General features: G+C 38.9%; 14 protein-coding genes and 2 tRNA genes. 8 read left to right on the forward strand and 8 right to left on the reverse strand.

Going from position 1 to position 16,310, the window contains the following annotated elements; translation table 11 throughout:
- Positions 1–269: 269 nt before the first annotated feature.
- Positions 270–2,504 carry a dynamin family protein gene (locus tag VB733_RS17155; RefSeq protein WP_323341281.1) on the reverse strand — a complete coding sequence of 745 codons (2,235 nt, stop codon included), beginning with the start codon at positions 2,502–2,504 and terminating at the stop codon, positions 270–272.
- Between the two features lie 140 nt (positions 2,505–2,644).
- Positions 2,645–2,785 carry a hypothetical protein gene (locus VB733_RS17160; protein ID WP_323341282.1) on the reverse strand — a complete coding sequence of 47 codons (141 nt, stop codon included), beginning with the start codon at positions 2,783–2,785 and terminating at the stop codon, positions 2,645–2,647.
- A 306-nt stretch (positions 2,786–3,091) separates the two neighbouring features.
- Here VB733_RS17160 and VB733_RS17165 point away from each other — a divergent pair, with 306 nt between their 5' ends.
- Positions 3,092–4,825 (forward strand): ATP-binding protein, encoded by a 1,734-nt coding sequence (locus VB733_RS17165; RefSeq protein ID WP_323341365.1) that lies wholly within the window; start codon positions 3,092–3,094, stop codon positions 4,823–4,825.
- Between the two features lie 33 nt (positions 4,826–4,858).
- On the opposite strand, the gene VB733_RS17170 is transcribed toward VB733_RS17165, so the two are convergent.
- From VB733_RS17170 to VB733_RS17180, 3 genes are all read right to left on the reverse strand, one after another.
- Positions 4,859–6,385 carry a slipin family protein gene (locus VB733_RS17170; protein ID WP_323341366.1) on the reverse strand — a complete coding sequence of 509 codons (1,527 nt, stop codon included), beginning with the start codon at positions 6,383–6,385 and terminating at the stop codon, positions 4,859–4,861.
- A gap of 539 nt (positions 6,386–6,924) precedes the next feature.
- Positions 6,925–6,994, reverse strand: a tRNA-Lys gene (locus tag VB733_RS17175).
- A tRNA-OTHER gene (locus tag VB733_RS17180) sits at positions 6,994–7,068 on the reverse strand. Before VB733_RS17180 ends, VB733_RS17175 begins: the two co-directional genes overlap by 1 nt.
- A 309-nt stretch (positions 7,069–7,377) precedes the next feature.
- On the opposite strand from VB733_RS17180, the gene VB733_RS17185 reads away from it, so the two are divergent.
- On the forward strand, positions 7,378–7,962 hold the full coding sequence (locus tag VB733_RS17185; protein WP_323341283.1) for a hypothetical protein: 585 nt from the start codon (positions 7,378–7,380) through the stop codon (positions 7,960–7,962).
- Between the two features lie 91 nt (positions 7,963–8,053).
- Here VB733_RS17185 and VB733_RS17190 read toward each other — a convergent pair whose 3' ends face one another.
- Positions 8,054–9,229 (reverse strand): WD40 repeat domain-containing protein, encoded by a 1,176-nt coding sequence (locus tag VB733_RS17190; protein WP_323341284.1) that lies wholly within the window; start codon positions 9,227–9,229, stop codon positions 8,054–8,056.
- Between the two features lie 168 nt (positions 9,230–9,397).
- On the opposite strand from VB733_RS17190, the gene cobO reads away from it, so the two are divergent.
- The 3 genes from cobO (at position 9,398) to VB733_RS17205 (ending at position 11,106) form a co-directional block, all read left to right on the forward strand.
- Positions 9,398–10,057 carry a cob(I)yrinic acid a,c-diamide adenosyltransferase gene (gene cobO / locus VB733_RS17195; RefSeq protein ID WP_323341285.1) on the forward strand — a complete coding sequence of 220 codons (660 nt, stop codon included), beginning with the start codon at positions 9,398–9,400 and terminating at the stop codon, positions 10,055–10,057.
- A gap of 54 nt (positions 10,058–10,111) precedes the next feature.
- Positions 10,112–10,750, forward strand: a complete 639-nt coding sequence (locus VB733_RS17200; protein WP_323341286.1) for a ThiF family adenylyltransferase — start codon at positions 10,112–10,114, stop codon at positions 10,748–10,750.
- A 116-nt stretch (positions 10,751–10,866) separates the two neighbouring features.
- The gene (locus VB733_RS17205) at positions 10,867–11,106 is read left to right on the forward strand and encodes a hypothetical protein (RefSeq protein ID WP_323341287.1); all 240 of its coding nucleotides are present in this window, start codon (positions 10,867–10,869) and stop codon (positions 11,104–11,106) included.
- Between the two features lie 73 nt (positions 11,107–11,179).
- On the opposite strand, the gene VB733_RS17210 is transcribed toward VB733_RS17205, so the two are convergent.
- The gene (locus tag VB733_RS17210; protein WP_323341288.1) at positions 11,180–11,410 is read right to left on the reverse strand and encodes a hypothetical protein; all 231 of its coding nucleotides are present in this window, start codon (positions 11,408–11,410) and stop codon (positions 11,180–11,182) included.
- Between the two features lie 406 nt (positions 11,411–11,816).
- Here VB733_RS17210 and VB733_RS17215 point away from each other — a divergent pair, with 406 nt between their 5' ends.
- The 3 genes from VB733_RS17215 to VB733_RS17225 all read left to right on the forward strand — a co-directional run bounded on the left by VB733_RS17215 (position 11,817) and on the right by VB733_RS17225 (position 15,278).
- A complete protein-coding gene (locus VB733_RS17215) occupies positions 11,817–12,110 on the forward strand; it encodes a hypothetical protein (protein WP_323341289.1) in 294 nt (97 codons plus the stop codon).
- Positions 12,111–12,344: 234 nt separating this feature from the next.
- The gene (locus tag VB733_RS17220) at positions 12,345–14,132 is read left to right on the forward strand and encodes a protein kinase domain-containing protein (protein WP_323341290.1); all 1,788 of its coding nucleotides are present in this window, start codon (positions 12,345–12,347) and stop codon (positions 14,130–14,132) included.
- Positions 14,133–14,675: 543 nt separating this feature from the next.
- Entirely contained in the window at positions 14,676–15,278 is a 603-nt protein-coding gene (locus VB733_RS17225) for a pentapeptide repeat-containing protein (protein WP_323341291.1), read from the forward strand.
- Between the two features lie 87 nt (positions 15,279–15,365).
- Here the strand turns inward: VB733_RS17225 and dapF are convergent, their stop codons facing one another.
- On the reverse strand, positions 15,366–16,205 hold the full coding sequence (gene dapF / locus VB733_RS17230) for a diaminopimelate epimerase (protein ID WP_323341292.1): 840 nt from the start codon (positions 16,203–16,205) through the stop codon (positions 15,366–15,368).
- Positions 16,206–16,310: the final 105 nt, after the last annotated feature.

Raw genomic sequence — 16,310 nt, forward strand, 5'->3', positions numbered from 1 at the left:
TTTTCCCATACGTTGGCGCTTTCGCGTCTTTGTAAGGTTGCGGTCATGTTTTTATGATTGCTTTATTGTGATGAATGATATCGGGTAGGTCTTTTTACCTGATGAGTAAATACTAACGTCTTTATTTATTTTTGTAAAGTATTTTAATAAAAAGTTTCTAAATCCTGTTTAGGGTTAATACTGCAAAGGTTTCCAGGTTTCCGAACAATTCCATGTCAATGCTAAAAACAGGTAATCTCCAGATGTAAGCAGATAAAGCCTCTGCTAGCTCATAAACCCCTCCAGGGAATTTCGGCGAAAAATGTTTTGAATTTTCTAAGCAAAAGTAAAATATTCTCAACTTTTTCTCTGGATGCCTCCTCATTAGAGCAAAGTTCTCGAAGATGCTGAATATACTCTTGAAATTCTTCTTCAACAGCATTCGCTCCCTTTTCAAAAGCTTTAGCTGTATCTTGCCAATACTCATCACTAGCTTGTAAAAATTTATCTAATACTTTCTGTTCCTCGAAATGACCAACAATTTTCTTTGCCAGGCGACGCTCCCATGACTCTCCAAATAGGGCTAAACCTAGTGAAAAAACTGCTGCCAATAATCCTATTCCTAGTGTGATTGGACCACCAATCGCAGCAACAAAAGATACGACTGTCGCAACACCCCCACTAATGCTGATACCTAATGCAGAGAGAAGACTGACAAATTTAGCTACCAGGATATAAGCACCTAGATTTCCCAATGAGGCAGCCCAAACAGCAAGCGCACCAACACTACCTGAACCTGCAATACCTCCTATAAATGCACCTTTTGTGTCGAAAGGTATACAAACAGAGCCAAGATTGAGCTTAGGAAGTTTAAGGAGTGCTTCCTCATAAGTGTCCAAAAACTTTTCCACTTCAATCTTGAAAAACTCTGCATTTTCAATAACATAATGTGTAAGTTTACTGCCAAGTTGTTCATTCAGATAGACTGCAATGTACTCTTGTGCTTCTTTCTTATCTTGGTAACGATCGCAAATTAGTTTTTGAATAATACAAATATCAATCAAGCTTGTATAAGCCTGTTTAAAGGAGTTTTTAGTTTTATCGCGCAGTTCTAGGGCATAATTTTGGCATTTACGATACCCTTGCTCTCTTGCAGCTAGCCTTTCAGTTTCTTCTTTATCTAACTCTTCAAGCTCTGGCTGTCGTTGCTCTGTCTCAGATTCCTCATCAGCACGAATTTGCTCAGAAATTCGTCTTGTAGCTTGATTTTGAAGCAAGTCAATTTCCCGATCTATTCTATTTATTCGAGCTTTAGGGAGTGATTCTCCAAGAATTTTAATCAACTCTTTTCTTAGGCTTTCCCAACGGCGAGGCGTTTCTTCCCAAAAGGCAAAGAAACGTCTCTGTAGACTTTCCTTTTTAATAGGGCGGCTAATCCTTTTGCTACGTTCGATAAGGACTGTTTCCTCGATATGTTTATAAAACCTAATCGAACCAGTTTGCAGAATCGAACTTATGTCTAGGTCTGAAATGCTTGGATTAGCATGAGTACCCACAATGAATAAATTTCCAAGTATCGGGAACTCTTGATTATGAGTTTCAGGTGATGGTAATACCCTTAGCAGATAACTAAGACGGCTAAAATCCTCAGCATTCATAAAACCATTAATGGGTGAAGTGTACAAAATCAAATCTGCTATTTGAACAGCACTATTCGCTTTCTTTACATCTTCTGATGTTTGATCTGCTTGGTCTGAGTAGCCAGGGAAATCTACGATATTACACGATTTAAGAATTGGTGAGTCAACGTATACAACTGCTGAGTGTCCCTCAATCTCAATTTCGCTAAGATGATTGTGTACTCCATGCTCTCGTAAAACTTCTAAAGAACCTAATTTGATAGAGTGTCTTTCAAGCCAAAGTTGAGAGTCTAACAAATTTAAGTCAAAAACCTGATTTCCCTTTTCATCTCTTGTCCAAAAATCTTCAGCCAGAATACCAACCTGCTCTTTAAACCAGGATGGGCGATCGCTAATATGCCTCACAAAAGTAATGACTCTGGTAGCAGGTTGATACTGCGAAGGTAGTATTTTTGCCCCCATTAAGGTATTAGCCAAATGCGACTTCCCAGAATCGAATCGACCTACTAATACTAAATTTGGCTTTTGGCGATAATGATGAATCCTCTGAATGATATCGTTTGCTGTTGGAGGTTTGTAAGGAATATTGAGTTCTCCATCTGGATAAGAATTAGTCACGTACTGTTCGACCAAATGCAAATCTCTCCGCAATTGTAAATACGGATCGCCAGCATCAATAGGAGGTGATAATGGGATAGCACTCGCCATGAGCGTTTGAATATCTGTTCCTAATGCTTGCGCCCAACGCAATAAAAGTTCAGCCGGTATGGCTCCCGGATATTGTTCATATCGGCTCACTTGTGTCTGAGAAATTCCAAGTATAATGGCAAGCTCTGACTGACTTAGCCCTGCTCCCTCACGCGCGCCGCGCAAATTAATGTTCATAAATTTATTTTTAAATTCTTGAAAATATTATGCATTAAATACATAAGCTTTGTTATCGGAAAAATACTTAGTTTATGTGCTAAACACATAAATTTCACAATTTATTGACAATTCGTGTATTAAACTTTTTTCTCAATCAATTATGCTTTTTTCTGCTTAGTCATGCTAGGATAACACCGCCCAAATGATTCATGGGTGAGGCGATCACGATTTTCCAAGGGCAGAATTGAGGAAGTTACCTGGTTAGCAATCGTCGTATTGACTGAATCGAATTCGCTCACGTTATATTTTAGGCGACCTGATTTTTCAATGCGCTTTATCTAGTAATACTTAGCAGTAACCTGAAGAGTAATGTTCGCATAATCTCTAGAAATATTTGGCTTTGGTATTTCCTTGCTTGCAGTCTCCAATGAGAGAAAGAGACATCTGCAATAAAAGTTTTACTCCTGGCATTTCTATACAAGATAAATTCATAATCAAATTTGGCGTTGTTAAGATAGACTTTGTATTAAATTTTGTTCGCATTTTTTTGACATAACTATTAAAATGCAACATAAGATAAATCTGGTAATTATGTAGTGAATCCAATGCAGTTGGGACAGCCGTTAGGTTCAGTTACTCAAGGTTCGCTGACAGGTGGACTCGAAGTGCGTTTGCACCCCGATATTTCTGTAGAAGATATGCGGGTAGGAAAATTTTTGGTTGTGCAGGGGATGCGATCGCGTTTTTTCTGTATGCTAACTGATGTGGCGTTGGGTATGGCAAATCAGCGCATCATTGCCAATCCCCCGAATTGGGAAGATACTTTTTTACGAGATGTATTGGCGGGTAGCGGTACTTTTGGAACCATCAATCTGGCTCCAATGTTGATGTTTACTCCGGAGGTTGAGGAGGATTTTCCCAGTAAAAATGGAAAATCTGCAAATGCATTAGTCAAAGCAGCCACAAAAGGTTTAGCATCGTTTCAACCCCAAACTAGTACGACAATGGAATTGTTACCAGTAAAAACAATTCCTAGTCATTTTAGCCAAGTTTACGAAGCGTCGGAAGAGGATTTTCGTCGCGTTTTTGGTTGGGAGGATGACATCCATCGCAAGAATTTTTCCATCGGCAAGCCTTTAGATATGGATGTCCCGGTATGTATAGATTTAGATCGATTTGTCGAGCGCAGTAATGGTGTATTCGGGAAATCTGGTACTGGTAAATCTTTTTTAACTCGTTTGCTTTTAGCGGGAATTGTCCGCAAAAATGCCGGGGTGAATTTAATCTTTGATATGCACTCCGAATATGGTTGGCAGGCTGTTTGTGAAGGAAAAACCTACAGCACTGTGAAAGGATTAAAACAATTATTCCCCGATCGCGTGGAAGTATACACCCTTGACCCGGCATCAACCAAGCGTCGTGGGGTACAAAATGCTCAAGAATTATATCTTAGTTACGACCAAATTGAAGTTGAAGATATTCGCTTGTGTAGTCGTGATTTGGGATTATCGGAAGCAAGTTTAGATAATGCGAATATTTTGAGTGCAGAATTTGGTAAAGCTTGGATTCTTCAGTTAATCAATATGACAAATGAAGAAATCAAGATGTTTTGCGAAGAAAAACGTGGGCACCAAGGTTCAATTACCGCATTGCAACGGAAATTATTGCGCTTAGAAAATCTGAAGTATATGCGTTCTGCATGTCCGCAAAACTACGTCAATCAAATTTTAAAAACCTTGGAAGCAGGTAAAAATATTGTGATTGAATTTGGTTCGCAGTCGGATATGCTTTCCTATATGTTGGTGACAAATATGATTACCCGACGTATCCACCAACATTATGTAGGTAAGGCAGAGCAATTTCTCCAAAGCGGTAATGTTGTTGATAAACCGAACCAATTAGTGATTACAATTGAAGAAGCCCATAGATTTCTCGATCCTGCAATTGTCGCCAGTACGATTTTCGGTACAATTGCCAGAGAAATGCGGAAATATTTCGTCACCCTATTAGTAGTAGACCAGCGTCCATCGGGAATTGATAATGAAGTTATGTCCCAAATTGGGACTCGTGTGACTGCATTATTGAACGACGAAAAAGATATCGAAGCCATATTTACCGGGGTATCTGGTGGTGCCGCCTTGCGCTCCGTTTTAGCGAAGTTAGATTCTAAACAACAAGCATTAATATTAGGACATGCTGTACCGATGCCAGTGGTTGTCAGAACTCGTCCCTATGATGAGAAATTTTATGCCGAAATTGGTGATCAAATTTGGGAAGAAAAAGCTGATGATGAGGTGTTTGCGGCGGCAGAATTAGCCAAAGCAGATTTAGGATTTTAGCCCGACTTTTGAAAAGTCGGATTTCACATGCTTCTATTCTCGATTCATCCGAATTAAGTCGGTTAAAATACTATCCAAACTCCCATTCACCTGAATTTTCTCAATTTTCTCGGCAATCCTTTCCAATACTTCTAACTCCTTCAATCTCAAGGCAACGGGATTGTCTTCCATTACCCTGGCTGTATTCAACATACTGCGAGTGGCTGCGGTTTCCTCCCGACGACGTACCACATTTGCTTGGGCTGTTTTTTCGGCTTCCACAACTTTACTCAAAATCGTCTTAATTTCTCCAGGCAGAATTATATCCTTCACGCCCACAGAATCGACTTCGATTCCATATGCAGATGTCTTGTGGCGAATGTATTCAGAGATACTGATGTCAACTGCACCTTTATCTTCTAATAAAGCATCCAAAGTCTTTTCCCCAACAGCACCACGCAACGCAAACTGTAGCTCTTTGTACAAGTATCCAGGAATATCCACCAAAGTATTTTTTGCCTGTAATGGGTCTACAATCCGATAACCTGCGGTAAGATTCAAGCGGAGAGGAACTTTATCCTTCGAGAGAATATCTTGTCCGGATATTTCCAAATTTTGTTGACGTAAATCAAAGACAGGAGTTTGTAAATTGTGTCCAAATATCCACCATGCATGTAAACCTGGTTGGAGTTGGGTTTGAAATTCCTGATTGATGTACAGTAAACCAACATGTTGAGGTGGCACTTCGCACACATGTAAAGAGTTGTGACTCAAGGTATATGTTACTGGCACACCCGATACCAATTCTGCAGCCAGATGTTGAGGTAACTTAGCATCAGTACCGATGTCAATTACTTCCACTTCTACACCTTGCCAGAATAATTTGCGATCGCATGGTGCTAAGATTACAATAACTTTACCTTGATACCGCACAATTGCAACTTGGTTATTTTGTAATTGTACAATTTCGCAGTATGCTGCCACGAAGTCGGGATGTCTTTCAATTAAAACATCAGGAAGGGGAAAATCGGGGTTGGGAATAATGCGACTAACTTTATTGACGGCGATATTTTTATCTAAATTCCAAAATGCATATTCTCCAGGTTGGAGAGGACGCACAAAGTTATTTTGGACATATAATAAACCAATTTCCGCCTCGGAGATTTGAAATTTATTCAAACCAAATAAACTAATTCCTCGAATTTGTTGGACAAAGTTTCCAGGTAATTCTAAGTTTTCTTCTAAGTCAAAAATATGGGTTTCAACTTCAATAAAACCGCGCCAAAATGCCCGTAATTGGTTTGGTTTCACGCTTACCCAATTTTGACCTAAACGAACTAAAGCTGCTTGCTTAAATGTAGTTCGCACAATCACTAGATGCTCGTGGAGTTCGCTACCATGATTCCGCAGCAACAATTCCAGGTTTTCAATATTCGCTTCTGGTTCGTTTAAATCGTAGGTTTTGACTTGCCAATTTCGACCAAAATAAGTGTAAGTTCCAGGCTGTAAAATTTTCTTAAAATCACTACGGTTATATAAAATACCGATTTCATTGGGTTTGATATAAAAGGATTTCCACATATTAATATTAATAGATAATTGAGGTAGTCTCAAGCGATTAAATAAATTGGAGTTCATAACCATATTTAATTGAGGAATCCCACAGTTTTTATATTCCCAATTTTGCAGAAAAGTCAGGAATACTGGATAATCACATATTTATCTAGCTTGTATTACATATACTACAAAATATTTTTAAACTCTGCAAGTGTAGGTTTGACAATGCGAATGCGGGTAAATATATTTCTAAAGCTGGATTAAGAAAGTTGAGATTTTCCCAAACTATCCTTGGATAATTCAAGATCAAAACAGCCTTCAAATATGCCGTTCAATTTACCAGTTCCAGAATTTACCAAGAAAAACTAGATTTGATAAACGAAGGACATACTCAAGTTAGAGAAATACCAATTACTCTGGCATCTTTATTTTTACTATCAAATATCACGAATGACATCTAATAGTAGCCTACATTGCAGAGTTGACAAAGTAATGGACTCGAACCATCTTGGGATTTCTCCCGTTCCATAATTGTGTCCTTGAACCCGGACAAGGTTTTGCTAAAAGTACAGGATTTGAACCTGTTACAAATCGATTAAATGTCGATCGCTCTACCAAATGAGCTAACTTTTTGGTGTACGATGCAAGAATCGAACTTGCGTCCAATCGATTAATGTCGATTGCTCTACCAACTGAGCTAATCGCACGATAGAATAGTCTGCGCTTTGCGGTATACGCTTCATCCAGAGGTTCGCGCACCAGTTGGGTATACAAAACCCAAACCATTGCTTGGCTGCCATACTACTATTCTACTACTTAATGTAACACACAAAAATCTGAAGTGGTAGGGGACGAAAATATCAGCAATCAATTCAATGAGCAGAATGGATACTAAATTGTCAGTTTTGTCAAGTACAAGTAAATAATAACCCTTCTCCCTCAATTTGAGAGAAGATGTTAGTCAATTAGAATTAATGGGAATAATGTAGGTAGATTTTTGGCAAGTTTACCAAATTATGCAGTATCCCCTCCAACTAACCTTCAAATTTTGGGCTTTTTCTCCCCAAATCTCTGTTGTTGATGCTCAAGGAAGTTTACAGTTTTACGTTAAACAGAAACTGTTCAAACTCAAGGAAGCGATTACGGTTTTTGCAGATGCGGAGCGTACTCGTCCCTTATACTATATCAAAGCTGACCGGATTATTGATTTTTCAGCACGCTATGACTTTACAGATGAAAATGGTGTATCCATAGGTGCGGTGAAACGGCAAGGCTTAAAATCATTATGGCGAGCGCGTTATGATGTTTTCAATGGTGAAAATGTAAGTTTTACAATTCAAGAAAAAAACCCTTGGGTAAAAGTTGCTGATGCCCTTTTTCAAGAAATTCCACTTGTGGGGATGTTGAGTGGATTTGTTTTTAACCCGACTTATTTAGTTCTTCGTGCTGATGGTGCAGTTGTGATGCGGTTAGAAAAAATTCCTTCGTTTTTATCGCGACAATTTACTATCAAAGCTTTGGATTCACTCAATGAGAAAGAAGAAAAGCAAGTTTTACTTAGTTTGATGATGATGTTACTACTGGAGAAAAATCGCGGTTAGATTGATTTAATTTCAGAATGTGATATTTGATTATCATGCAAATAGAATCATAAAACTGCAATTTTATACACCTTGGTTAGCCAAGGTGCATTTATTTATCAAATGATATTTGGCGAATTCCAATTCTATAACCAGACAATACACCACCTTCACCAATTACTAAGGTTTTACCATCTGGATGCAAAGTTGCAGCACTCACATAAATCCTACCGATATTTTGGTCATTATCTAGCTTGATTCCTGCAATCAAGTTTTTTATTTTCTTACCATTACTAATATTCCACAAATCTACGGCATAGGAAGAATTGACTGTCAGTAAATTTTCTCCATCTTTGCTAAAGATTAAAGATACAGCATTCTCCAAAATATTGTTTACTAATCTTCCCGAATTTATATCCCAAAAATTAATTGTTGTATTGGTTTGTAACTTCCCTGTACTACTAACAAGTGTTTTACCATCAGGACTAAATACTAATATTCCAATCGCTTCTGGAGTTCTGGGGAAAGTTTTTAATAATTTACCTGTTTGCATATCCCATAGTCGAATTGCGGTATCACTATCTATTTTATAAGCCCCACCAGCGCTAGCAAGTGTCTTCCCATCTGGACTAATTGCTAGTGACATTACCCAGTGGGTATGTCCTCTTAAAGTGCGAACTAATTTACCGTTATTAAGATTCCAAAATTTGATTGTTTTGTCAGAACTTCCACTAATCAAAGTTTTACCGTCGGGAGTAAATGTTAGAGCATTAATTCCTTGCGTATGTCCTGTAAATTTGAAAATCATTCTGCCAGTTTTCAGATTCCAAACTTTAATTGTTTTATCTGTTTCTGGCTGACTAAAACCTCCTCCAGCAGCTAATAGTGAGCCATCGGCAGAAATAGCTATTGTATTGACTCCATCTTTACCAGCATTAATTACTCTTTTTAATTGCCGCTTTTCAAAATCCCAAAGATTAATTTTATTGTAAATACTTCCACTAACTAATGTTTTGCCATCAGGAGTAAAAGCTAAAGAATCAATATCATAATTATGTTGTCCTTTGAGAGTAAATAGAAAGTTGTCGGCAGCTTCAGAAGTAACTAATTCACATGGTTGATTTATAGATGTATTGTTGTGCTGAGATGCCAGAAAATGATTGTGATTTATTTTTAATTGGCTAGTAATATCACTAAGATGATTTTTTTCATTGAAGTCAGCAATATTTGCCTTGACTAAATTGATATGAACTATATTTACTCCCATAACTGAGAGTAATAGAGCCATGGGTAGAAAGTTTTTTTGAATTCCCAATAGATGATTAGATAAAATACAGTTTTTCACGTTGACATGAATTTATACATAGTTGATTTAGTAATATCGACGTGAGTTTTCTTTCTTTTGTTGCATTGATTACAGTTAAAATAATCTAAGTATTAGCGGAGCTAGGACATTATGGAAATTGATAAATCTTGGGAAACTACCAGCGATGCAGCAGTATTAGAAGCTGCGGGTTTGACAGACGCGCAATATCAAAAGAAAATGCAACGGCGTAAGCAAGTGCAAGAACAACGTATTGCCGAAGCAATACCCGAAAAAGGTTTAATTATAGTCAATACAGGTAATGGGAAAGGTAAAACCACAGCAGCATTAGGCATGGTTTTACGTTCCTTAGGACATGGTTATAAAGTTGCAATCATTCAATATATTAAAGGCACTTGGGAACCAGCCGAAAAAAAAGTTTTCAGCCTTTGGGAAGACCAGTTAGAATTTTATGCAATGGGAGAAGGCTTTACTTGGGAAACTCAAAATCGCGATCGCGATGCTAAAATAGCCCAAGCTGCATGGCAAAAGTCATTAGAATATATTCGTAATCCTGATTTTCGCCTCGTACTTTTGGATGAAATTAATATTGCTCTCAAACTCGGTTATTTAGCAGTTGCAGATATTCTCGCAGGGCTAGCAGAAAAACCCGCGCCAAGCCATGTAATTTTAACAGGTAGAGGCGCACCTCCAGAATTAATCCAACGCGCAGATTTAGTCACCGAAATGACTCTAGTTAAACATCCATTTCGCGAACAAGGTGTTAAAGCCCAAGCAGGGATAGAGTTTTGATTTTTGAGAAAATCTTGTTCAAAATCCTTACTATTGGTAATTCTCAAACCATTTATGTCTATTTATTTCCACGAACAACTCCACCGCACTCCGGAACTCATGAAGAAATTGCGGGATTTCCCCGTAACCATTTGTGGTGCTGGGGCATTGGGTGCAAATATTGCCGAAAATCTAGCTCGTTCTGGTTGTGCTAAACTGCGTATCATCGACAGAGACAGAATTGAAGAACGTAACTTGTCTACACAGCCTTATTACCGTTCCGATGTCGGCGCATACAAAACCAAAATTCTCGTAAATATAATTTATCGCGCTTTGGGAATCACTGTAGAAGGCATAACCAAAGAATTAACCGCAGCCAATACCACACAATTATTATCAGGCAGCAAACTCGTTATTGATGCATTCGATAATAGTATTGCCCGTCAAGCCGTCACTGATAATTGTAGTAATTTGCAAATTCCTTGCTTGCATGTTGGTTTAGCCGCAGATTATGCTGAAATGATTTGGAACCCAGTTTATCGAGTTCCCTCAGCTGCAAATGATGATGTTTGCGATTATCCCTTAGCCCGAAATTTAGTTATACTTGCAGTTGCGATCGCATCGGAAACGGCTATCAATTTTATTTCCACCCAACAGCAACAAAGTTTCACCGTTACCCTAGCTGATTTTGCCGTCAAGCCATTTAATATATAAATTAAATACGGATTGATCAACTTTGGTGCAGAAATGGCAAAGATAATATAATCATGTTTCAATTTGATTATTACGTTGATAAATTAGTCAATCGAGAGTGAGTGCTATTTAAAACAATGGAGCCAAATCAAAAAGAACTGCGAACTGTCGCCAACCAAGAATTTATTGAAGCCCTAAATCAGTTAGGGGATATCCTTCAAGAAAGTCCTCCGGATGAGGAAGAAGCAGCATTGGTGGAAATTCAACCAGAAGAAAGTTCTGAAAGCGAATCTGATCAGAAATTTGATTTAGCAGCTTGGGAAGATGCTGTCGCTGATATTGAAAAATATCTTGAAAACAGAACTTCTTCAACTTAATCCAACCAACACTAACTACTATTTGCTAATTACTACTAGACATTAACCACTAAACTATATAACCACTAACTGTTTAATCATTGTCCTTTAATATCCAATCTAGATACGCCAATATATCCCTGTCTTCGGGGTTTTGCAGCATTCTTTCTACACGTTCTTGTAGGTTGACGCTGTCTTTTTCTTTGTTAGCCCCCCTGCCTTGAGAATTATCTCGGAGAAGATTATATAGCCTCTGGACATAGTGCTTAGGTAAAGTCACTGTTATTTCTTTGGCATTGAAAAACTCTAAATTTTTTGTACTCATTCTTTGCCCTCCTCATTTAGTCATTTTGTTTTGATCTGACAAAGCTTATTTACTTAATTACTTACTTAATTACTCATTCTCTATAAGTATTGCCTTGATTGTAGGTACTAATAAACCGCAAAAATGCGTAGTTCAAGAATACTCAGTGTTATTACTTATAAAAATGTCTGCAACAAAATATACGTCTTGGGGTTGTGTTATCCTGAATTAGCATCTCAGATTTGCGACTTTGTGAACCTAGAAATAAGCAATTTTGCTAAAAATCCTTTATTCCCAGCTGCGAGCGCCAAGGTAAATAGTGCGATGTTTGGCGATACTTCTGAAAGGAGGGGTTGCCGCGATCGCTTCATTAAATGCCGATCTAAAATAGATAAATACTCCCTATTACAAAATTGGGGATAAATTTATGCAAGAAGTCTCTAATTATACTCAAGAAGTCACAAACCGCATCTCACCAATTGTAGATAAATTATTTAAAGCTAGTAGCTTTTACACGGTACGCTTGAAAAAGCAAGAAAGGATAGAAGACTTGATAAAACTTTTTGGCGAACTTCCACCTGAAGAATTTCGAGCCATTTCCGAACATGAATTGACGCGGAGAATTAAAAAATTATTGACTTTAGAAGCGGTTTCAGGTACTTTAAATGACTTGACTCCGGAACAAATAAAGATATTTGATGAAGCTGTAGAAGGAAAATAAAATAGTGAGCTATTTATTTGAAGGAGAAACATAACTTGTGAAAGTTTTGCTAGACACAAACGTCATTTTAGATGTTGCTCTTGAGCGGCAACCATTTTTTGACGACAGCGAGGCATTTATTTCTTATTGCAATCCCATTCCCACCTAATATCCGCTTAATAATGGTTAATCAATGACAGTTCGCGTTACCCTGTCTTTAGTACAATCAACTAAAGCCAGTGTCAGAGAGCGGTTGTGTCCCAGGTTAATAAGAGTGCGATTCATTGTATAAACCCTGAATGTTCGCGTCCCTATCCGCAACCTTGGGGTAATAAATTTTGCAATAGCTGTGGTGCTTCCCTACAGCTACTAGAGCGTTATGTTCCCCTACAACCCTTGGGTTCTGGTGGATTTGCCCAAATCTATACGGTTTGGGATGTCATAACAGAAACAGACAAAGTTCTCAAGGTACTGATCGAAGATTCACCAAAAGCCTTGGAGTTATTTATCCAAGAAGCTGATATTTTATGTCACTTAGAACATCCTGGTGTCCCGGAGGTCGATCTTTGCGGTTCTTTTCAGCTGGAATTATCCTATCCCAAGCCGAGAAAATTGACTTGTTTAGTCATGGAGAAAATCAACGGCTTGACTTTGGAGGAAATTCAAAAGCATTACCCCCAAGGATGTCCGCCAGCATTGGTGTTAAATTGGCTCATGCAAGCAATTGATATTCTCAATCATCTGCACCAGCGTAAAATTATTCACCGCGATATTAAGCCTTCTAATATTATGCTGCGATCGGCGGCATTTTCACGGGGTGGGGCAAGGGGGGATCAATTAGTTTTAATTGATTTTGGGGGAGTTAAGCAAGTGAGTACAGCAATGCTACGCTTTCCGAATCGTTCCACGCGGTTATTTTCATCGGGTTACAGTCCTCCCGAACAGCTTTTGGGCAGTAATGTCGGACCTCAAGCTGATTTTTATGCCCTTGGTCGGACTATGATTGAGTTACTGACAGGGAAAAATCCGGCGGATTTAGAAGACTCAGCCACAGGGGAATTGCGCTGGAGACATTTGGTAAATATCAAACCCAAATTAGCCGATTTGCTCGATGAGATGGTAAAGTCGGATTCGCGATCGCGTCCTACTTCTGCAATAAATATTCAAAAACGACTGGCGCAAATTTCCCAAGCATCCCCGGCAATATCGGTATTTTCGCAAGTTCAGCAAAATGTCCAACAGACTATTAGTAAAATTACTCAACAAGTTAGTCAAGCTCAACCTTCCCCAGCACTCAACTTTTTCCTCCAATCTAAGCAATTTTGCCAACAAGTTACAACTGCATTAGCCCAAGCAACCTCAAAAACTATCATCTTTACCGCCAAAACATTCATTAGCATTATCTTTGCCTGTTTGAGTACCATTTGGGCAATGCTGCTAACTGGTATCGGCGCTAGCATCGGCACAATTGTTGGATTTTTACTGGCAAATCAAACCAATTGGGGAAATCAACTATCATTATTCGTCTCCAATCAACTACCCGGAGTATTACCCAATACCGAAAATAGTTCTGGTGCGGGGATAATTGTGTTTGCGATCGCTGGCTTAGGAACCGCCTGGGGATTAACAATCACTGGGGTTTTTGGTCAAAAACGGCGTTACATAATCGCTTCTTTGGCAAGTATTATTGGCTACGGCTTAGGTTGGATAGTTTTGCAAACAATAGCACCTAAAAGCATTGGCGAAGCACTAATGGGATTAATACTCATTGCTGTCTCCTTTCTCACACTGGGTATTGGACTTCGCAGCCATCATCTTGTCCACTCAGTGATTACGGCTTTTGGAACCGCCATTACCTTTGCTCTATTAATTGGTTTTAATCTATTTTCCCCGGATATCTTCAACGCTCAACTTGTATCTATTGGCTCGGAATTACCACTTAAAATTATCTTTTTTAGCAGCATCGGTATTTTCCTCAGCTTTTACTTAGCGGTTAGCCATTATTTAATTGTTCCCTGGCTGCGTCTGTTGGGATGGAATTGATTGACATCTTCCCTCTGTCTTGCTTTTCCTGGAAGAGATATCCCCAAAATAATTCCCAAAATAACATCCCCCAGCCATAGTTGACTGGGGGATTACATAAAGCTTGGCTATAGAGTTTCTGTATAGTTCGTAGTTGCTCCCATTCTAGTCGCTCAGTAATGAAATCGGTGCTTTGAACACATGATTTTATCGTATTTTCACAGGCAGTTCATAAATTCTTTATTTGCAAAAGACTGTATTATCCACAGATTATATTCGTGTGCGGAGAAACCCGGTTTCTCATCAAAAAGTTCAAATGATGCTCGCAACTTAATCCAAAAACAAAATTTCTTTAGTTTTGAGGTTTACTTTATACATAGCCTCTGGGTAACTATGCCCGTCTAAATTATTAAGCATTTAACCGGGAATAATGTTTTTATTCCCCAATAGCTATATTTTATAATTACTTCACAGCTTCTTTATCTCTATTTTATTCCTATTATTTCCAAAAAAAGTCGTATATGTAAGTATATCTGTACGCACTTAGGTAATAGCTGTAAAAATATGAAACACGCAATTTTTGCTACTCTAGCTGTATCCGTATTAGCTTGCTTGGGACTAGCTCAACAAGCCAAAGCACTTAACCAACAAGATTTAGAACAGTTCAAAACCACAGGTAGCTGTCCTCGGTGCGATTTGAGTGGGGCTGATTTGAGTGGGGCTAATTTACCCAGAGTCATCTTGCGTGACGCTAACCTCAAAGGAGCAAACTTTTCCCAGTCTGACTTGAGGGGTGCTGATTTAACTGGTGCCAACCTGGAGGGCGCTTTATTAAATAATGCCAATCTTACTGCTGCTTCTTTAACAGGGGCACTGATGAAATCAGCATCGTTAGAAAACGCCAATTTAGCTTTTGCTAGTTTTATGAGTACCAATTTAGAGGCAACAAATCTCAAAGGTGCAAATACGATGATGACCAATTTTCGCGGCGCATATTTTCGCTTAACCACAATGCCTACCAGCGTTGTCACCGCAGATAAACCCTACGGATGGTCGTTACAACGCCCACAGAAACGGGAATGCGATAAATTTAAACTTGATAGTGCCACTGGTAGCGTTTGTGCAACTGAGTTACGCACAGAGGACATCCAAGAACAGAAAAAATAGGGATGCGGAGATAGAGGGATATGGGGACAGGATATATTCCTTCTCCCTATTTCCCATGTCCCTACCTAAACAGTAACGAAAATTGACCTAAAATTTGCCAGTAAATACTCGTTCTGCGGGTCCTGTCATGTAAACTCGTTGATCAATATCAGACCATTCGATTTCTAGAGAACCACCTGGAAGTTCTACAGTCGCAATGCGATCGCATCTTCCAGTTAATACAGCAGCCACTAAAGAAGCACATGCACCTGTACCGCAGGCTAATGTAATCCCCGCACCTCGTTCCCAAACACGCATTTTCACATAATCGCGACTGACTACTTGAATGAATTCGGTGTTTGTTCTTTGGGGAAATCCCGGATGATGTTCAAATTGGGGTCCAATTTCTTCGAGTTTAATGGCTGCGACATCATCAACAAAGGTAATGCAGTGGGGATTGCCCATACTAACGCAGGTGACATCCCAAGTTTTACCAGCGACTTCAATTGGATGTTCGACAACCTTTTGTTCAGGGGTACAAAGAGTAGTGGGGATTTCGCCAGCTAGTAACCGAGGTTCACCCATATCGACTTTGATTTGTCCATCGGGGGTAAGTTGAGGTATCATCACCCCTGCAAGGGTGTGAATGCGGTATTGATCGCTTTGACGAGATATACCCTCTAAATCAGCTAAAAATGCCGCCAGACAGCGAATCCCATTCCCACACATTTCTGGCTCCGAACCATCGGAATTAAAAATTCGCATTGTGTAATCAGTACCATCTTCACCAGAAAGTGCAAAAATTACACCATTAGCACCGATACCAAAATGCCGATCGCAGATGGCGATCGCTTTCTCTGGAGTAATTGCAGGTGTTGAGCTTGAGCGATTATCAATCAAAATAAAATCGTTACCCAGACCGTGATACTTAGTAAATTCGATTGCCATTTGCCTTAAAGATGAATTATCAAAGATGGTTAGTGCTTAATGGTTAATGGTCAGTGTTTAGTTGTCAAGTATCCATTGACTTATAACTCTTGCTGATTACCTATT

This window comes from Calothrix sp. UHCC 0171 (assembly GCF_034931845.1).
Taxonomy (GTDB): domain Bacteria; phylum Cyanobacteriota; class Cyanobacteriia; order Cyanobacteriales; family Nostocaceae; genus Brunnivagina.